3 protein-coding genes are annotated in these 4,409 nt (G+C 62.0%); all 3 read left to right on the top strand.

All coding sequences use genetic code 11. The annotated features are described in order from the left end of the window. Nucleotides 1-627: 627 nt before the first annotated feature. Genes FS770_RS13455 through FS770_RS13445 form a run of 3 tightly spaced genes read left to right on the top strand, consistent with a single transcriptional unit; the run spans nucleotide 628 to nucleotide 4,086 of the window. The gene (locus FS770_RS13455; protein WP_145012748.1) at nucleotides 628-1,740 is read left to right on the top strand and encodes an ABC-three component system protein; all 1,113 of its coding nucleotides are present in this window, start codon (nucleotides 628-630) and stop codon (nucleotides 1,738-1,740) included. Then, the gene (locus FS770_RS13450; protein WP_145012745.1) at nucleotides 1,733-2,212 is read left to right on the top strand and encodes an ABC-three component system middle component 2; all 480 of its coding nucleotides are present in this window, start codon (nucleotides 1,733-1,735) and stop codon (nucleotides 2,210-2,212) included. The genes FS770_RS13455 and FS770_RS13450 overlap by 8 nt, the downstream gene beginning before the upstream one ends. Further along, nucleotides 2,212-4,086, top strand: a complete 1,875-nt coding sequence (locus FS770_RS13445; protein WP_145012742.1) for an AAA family ATPase — start codon at nucleotides 2,212-2,214, stop codon at nucleotides 4,084-4,086. The genes FS770_RS13450 and FS770_RS13445 overlap by 1 nt, the downstream gene beginning before the upstream one ends. Nucleotides 4,087-4,409: the final 323 nt, after the last annotated feature.

Raw genomic sequence — 4,409 nt, 5'->3', positions numbered from 1 at the left:
GGGCACACGGCCCCACCTGAGACCGTAAGGAGCTTTCCCTATGTGTGAGGATCCCCGCGTGGAAGAGTCCACGCTGACCGTGGCCGACACCCCCGCCGTGCGCCAGGTGTTGGCCCGGTGGCTGGCCCACCCCGATGACGTGGCCCCGGAGGTGTACGTGGCCCGTGGGAACGCCGGGCTCTGCCAGAAGCGCTCACCTCCTGGCAGCCGGAGTGCGCCTGCTCCGCCGACGGTCACAATCCGGCACGCCCTGCCCCGCGTCTCCACGGCGGCGAGCAGTCGCTCGTGCAGGTCGATGAGCTCCGTCGAGGAGAACCTGATCGCCGTCAAGCAGGCGTACACCGAAGCTAACGCTCGCTTCGCTGACTACCCGCTCAGCAGCGACGACCCCGACCACTGAGCGGGCTCCTCACTTGCAGTACCGGCCTCGCTCCCAACTTCCGGGAGCGGGGCCACATTCACGGGCCGCGTCCCGTCCGTCACGCGTTGGCACCTTCCTGACGAGCCTGCGACTAATGGACCCGAACCACACAGGGCTCCTCACGACCCACGAGCTGACGATCGCAGAGCAGAGCAGCGCTATCTCATAGGATTGGCGGTGACGACGCTCGAACGAGGAGGTGCCGCGTGTCCCTGGCGACCCAGCCGCATGCAGGCGGCGGTGCCCCCGAACTCATCGATTTTCCTGTCCCCGTCGTGCCGGGCTCGCCAGCCCCAGCGCTCCCTGGATCGCCCGTACCTCCAGCCCACCGCATCTACTTCTATTCACCAGACGAGTGGGAAGTCTTCATCACCGAGTGGGCAACCGGAGTCGCTGTTTCGTATCGACAGATCAAGCAACTCGGAGGCTCCGGAGACCGCGGCGTCGATGTCGCCGCGTTCAAGACCGACCGTGGCCTTGAAGACGCATGGGACTGCTTCCAGGCCAAGCATTACGACGGATCACTCACTGTGTCGGACGCATTCCCGGAGATGCTGAAGATTTTCCACGGTGTGGTGGATGCCTTCTATTGTCTTCCGGACCGATACGTGTTCGTCGCGCCGCGGGGATGCGGTCCAACGCTCAATCGTCTGCTGAGTAAGCCTACGGATCTCCGGAAGAAGTTCCTCGAACTGCTCGACGCACGCGGCACCGCTACGCGGCAGTATGACGAGCAAGCGCTGAAATCAATTCGTGAGCTCGCCGAATCCACTGACTTCTCGATCTTCCAGTCGCTCGAACTTAACGAGATGCTCGACATACATCGGAAGACGCAGTACTTCGCCGCAAGGTTTGGGACTGCGCTTCCTGCTCGACCTCCGGTCGAACAGGCCCCGGAAGTTCCTGCGCCAAGCGAAGCGATCTATGTAAGGAAGCTTGTAGACGTCTATAACGAGCAGGACCCCGCATCCTGCTCCGATGTCGAATCGGTCGCTGTGCATGCCAAGCACGGTCCGCACCTCCAGAGGCAGCGAGAGGCCTTCTATTCCGCCGAAGCGCTTCGCCTGTACGCGAGGGACTCGGTGCCCGACGGTACGTATGAACTGCTCCAAGACGACGTCTACATCGGCGTAATCGATACCGCAGAAGCGAATCACTCCAGTGGCCTTGCCCGACTCCGAGCTGTGCTTACACAGTCTGGCCAACTCGACCTTGGCGCCCACACGCTTATCTCGATGTCGAACCTCAAGGACCGTCAAGGTATCTGCCACCAGCTAGCCAACGCCGACAAGCTGACGTGGGTGGAAGTCGATGAGTAATCCCCTCAACAGTCCTCTTGAAGTGGGGATGCGTGTCCTGATGATCCTCGTCGAAGCTTTTCCTGCTCATCTGGATATCAACCGCCTTGTCCTCCTCGACCACGGCCTACTACACAGCGCGGACCTCAACGGCCCCGAGAGCCTTCACCCTCCTATCCCCGTACGAGTCGGTGAGCTCGGGGTGAAACGACAGCACATCGAAGATGGCCTCCACGTCATGATCCGAGCTGGACTCGCCGAGATGTCACCGGAGGACAGTGGTATCGAGTTCTGGGCTAGCGAGAGCTCCGAGAGCTTCCTGAAGCTCCTTGAATCTGAGTACGCGCGCGCCCTCCACGACCGTGCGCACTGGGTTGTTGAAGAACTCGGCGCCGTTGATGACGCGCGCCTGCGAGAGCGCATGAGGGAGATCTCTTCGCATTGGGCCGAAGAGTTCGAAGCCATGCAACACGAGAGCGGGAACGACATCTGATGGGACGGCTCGCGCTTTCGCACTTGACATTCACCGGCACAAATGCCGCCCCGGCCTCGGTCGACTTCAGCCCGCACGTCACCGTCATCCATGGGCCCTCGGACACGGGCAAGTCGTTCATTGTCGATGCGATCGATTTCGTCCTCGGCGCCAAGGAGCTCAAGGCGATACCGGAGCGGGAAGGGTACAGTCGCGTCCTGCTCGGGCTGGAACTCCCCACCGGTGAACGCATCACGCTCGCACGGTCGGTGGACGGCGGCAGTGTCTCCCTCTACCGATCCGACATCCGCGTCGAGCCCTCGACCCCCGCGGATGAGACGCTCGCGGCGAAGCACAGCGCAACGAGCACGAAGAACATCTCCCGGTTCCTCCTCGACCAGGTTGGTCTCGACGAGAAGCAGGTGCGGAAGAACGCGCGGAACGAGACTCACATGCTCAGCTTCCGCGACTTGACCCGCCTGTGCCTCATCGGTGAGACAGAGATGCAGGCCGAAGAAGCCCCTGGCCTCAGCGGCAACCCAGTCAACAAGACCAAGGAAGTCTCGGCTCTCAAGCTCCTTCTTACGGGAGAAGACGACTCTGCGTTGACTGCGGTTCCCTCGGCACAAGAGCAGAAGCGGCTGCGCGGCGCTCGGCAGGAAGTTGTCGAAAGGATGCTCAGCCAACTTGAGTCGCAGCTCCAAGACGTTGCTGAGCCGACAGAACTTACGACGCAGCTCGGCAAGCTGAACAGCACAATTGACGAGCACAGCATGATGATCGGTAGCCTCACGGAACAGCGTGGCCAGCTCCTCGTTGCGCACAGCAAACTTCAGTCTGCCGACAACGCCCAGCGGTCGGAGTATTCAGATGCGGCGGCGCTCCGCCAGCGGTTCACTCTCTTGCAGAAGCAGTACGAGAGTGATCTGGCACGCCTCACAATGATCGCAGAGGCCGGGAACCTGCTTGGGTACTTTAGGCGCGGGACCTGTGTCTTCTGCGGTGCAGAACCGGCCAGTCAGCATCTCAATTTGGATTGTGAGGGAGATGCGACCAGCTTCGGCGCCGCCGTCGAATCCGAGACTCGGAAAACCCAGGGCCTTCTGGATGATCTTCGCGTGACCATCGAGAGCCTCGATGCGCGAACCGAGGTGCTTCGCACATCGAGCAAGACGACTCGTCGAGAAGCCTTGTCGTTGCAGAAGCGCATCGAGAAGCTGGACGCGAGGATGAACCCAGAGAAGGGGAACCTCCGGGAACTTCTCGCGAAGCGTAGCGAGATCGAGAAACACCTCGGCCTCTATGAGCAAGTCAAAACCTTCGAGGACATGATTCGACGGATCGCTGACGAGACTGAAGCGGAGGTGGCAACAGCGGTTGCGGGATTGAGCCTCACCGCCGTACGGGAGTTCTCGGCGGAGATTTCCAAGCGCCTCGCCGAATGGGACTACCCGTCCGCAGCATCTGTTCGTTATGACCGAAACGAACTCGACATTATCGCGGGCGACCAACGGCGCTCGGCGCACGGCAAGGGAGTACGCGCAGTTCTCCACGCCGCCTTTACGCTCGCCCTCGCCCAGTATTGCTTTGACCGGGAGCTGCCGCACCCTGGATTCGTCGTGCTCGACTCGCCCCTCGTCACCTACCGGCCACCCGATCAATCAATAGACGCCGACGGCGAGCCACCGGAGGGCGTTGTCCGGGCCTTTTACCGTGACATCCAGGCCAACTTTGACGGCCAGATTATCGTCATGGAGAACACTGATCCGCTGGACCCTCTCGGACCCGATGCGCGCGATATCCGCTTTACGAAACACATCGACGTGGGAAGGTACGGCTTCCTGCCTGTCGTCGACGGCGCGGAGACCACTGACACCCTCGTGATCGAAGGCTGACCGGCGGCAACGGCGAGGCCCGTTCCACCTAACGTTCGCGGCCGTGGGGATCGCGGAGCGCCATCCCCGCGCGGAGCAGGTACACCCGAACAGAGCTTGGATTGAAGCCGAGCCTCTCGCCGACCCTCGCCAAGGACTCGCCCTGCTCGTAACGCAGGCACATCTCGCGCACCTGCTCAGATGACGGCTTCTCACGGCGCAACCGCACACCTCGCGCCCGCAACCGCTCAGCGAGACGCTGACGGCTCACCCCCAGATCACCGGCTCTTCACAATTCGGGGTGTAGGTGTGGTCTGAATCCGCCGGCTTCGAGGAGTGCGCGG

It is taken from the genome of Kocuria salsicia, assembly GCF_007681555.1.
Classification (GTDB): Bacteria; Actinomycetota; Actinomycetes; order Actinomycetales; family Micrococcaceae; genus Kocuria; species Kocuria salsicia.
The sequence above is the reverse complement of the archived record's forward strand: the minus strand, read 5'-3'. Positions and strand labels throughout refer to the sequence as shown.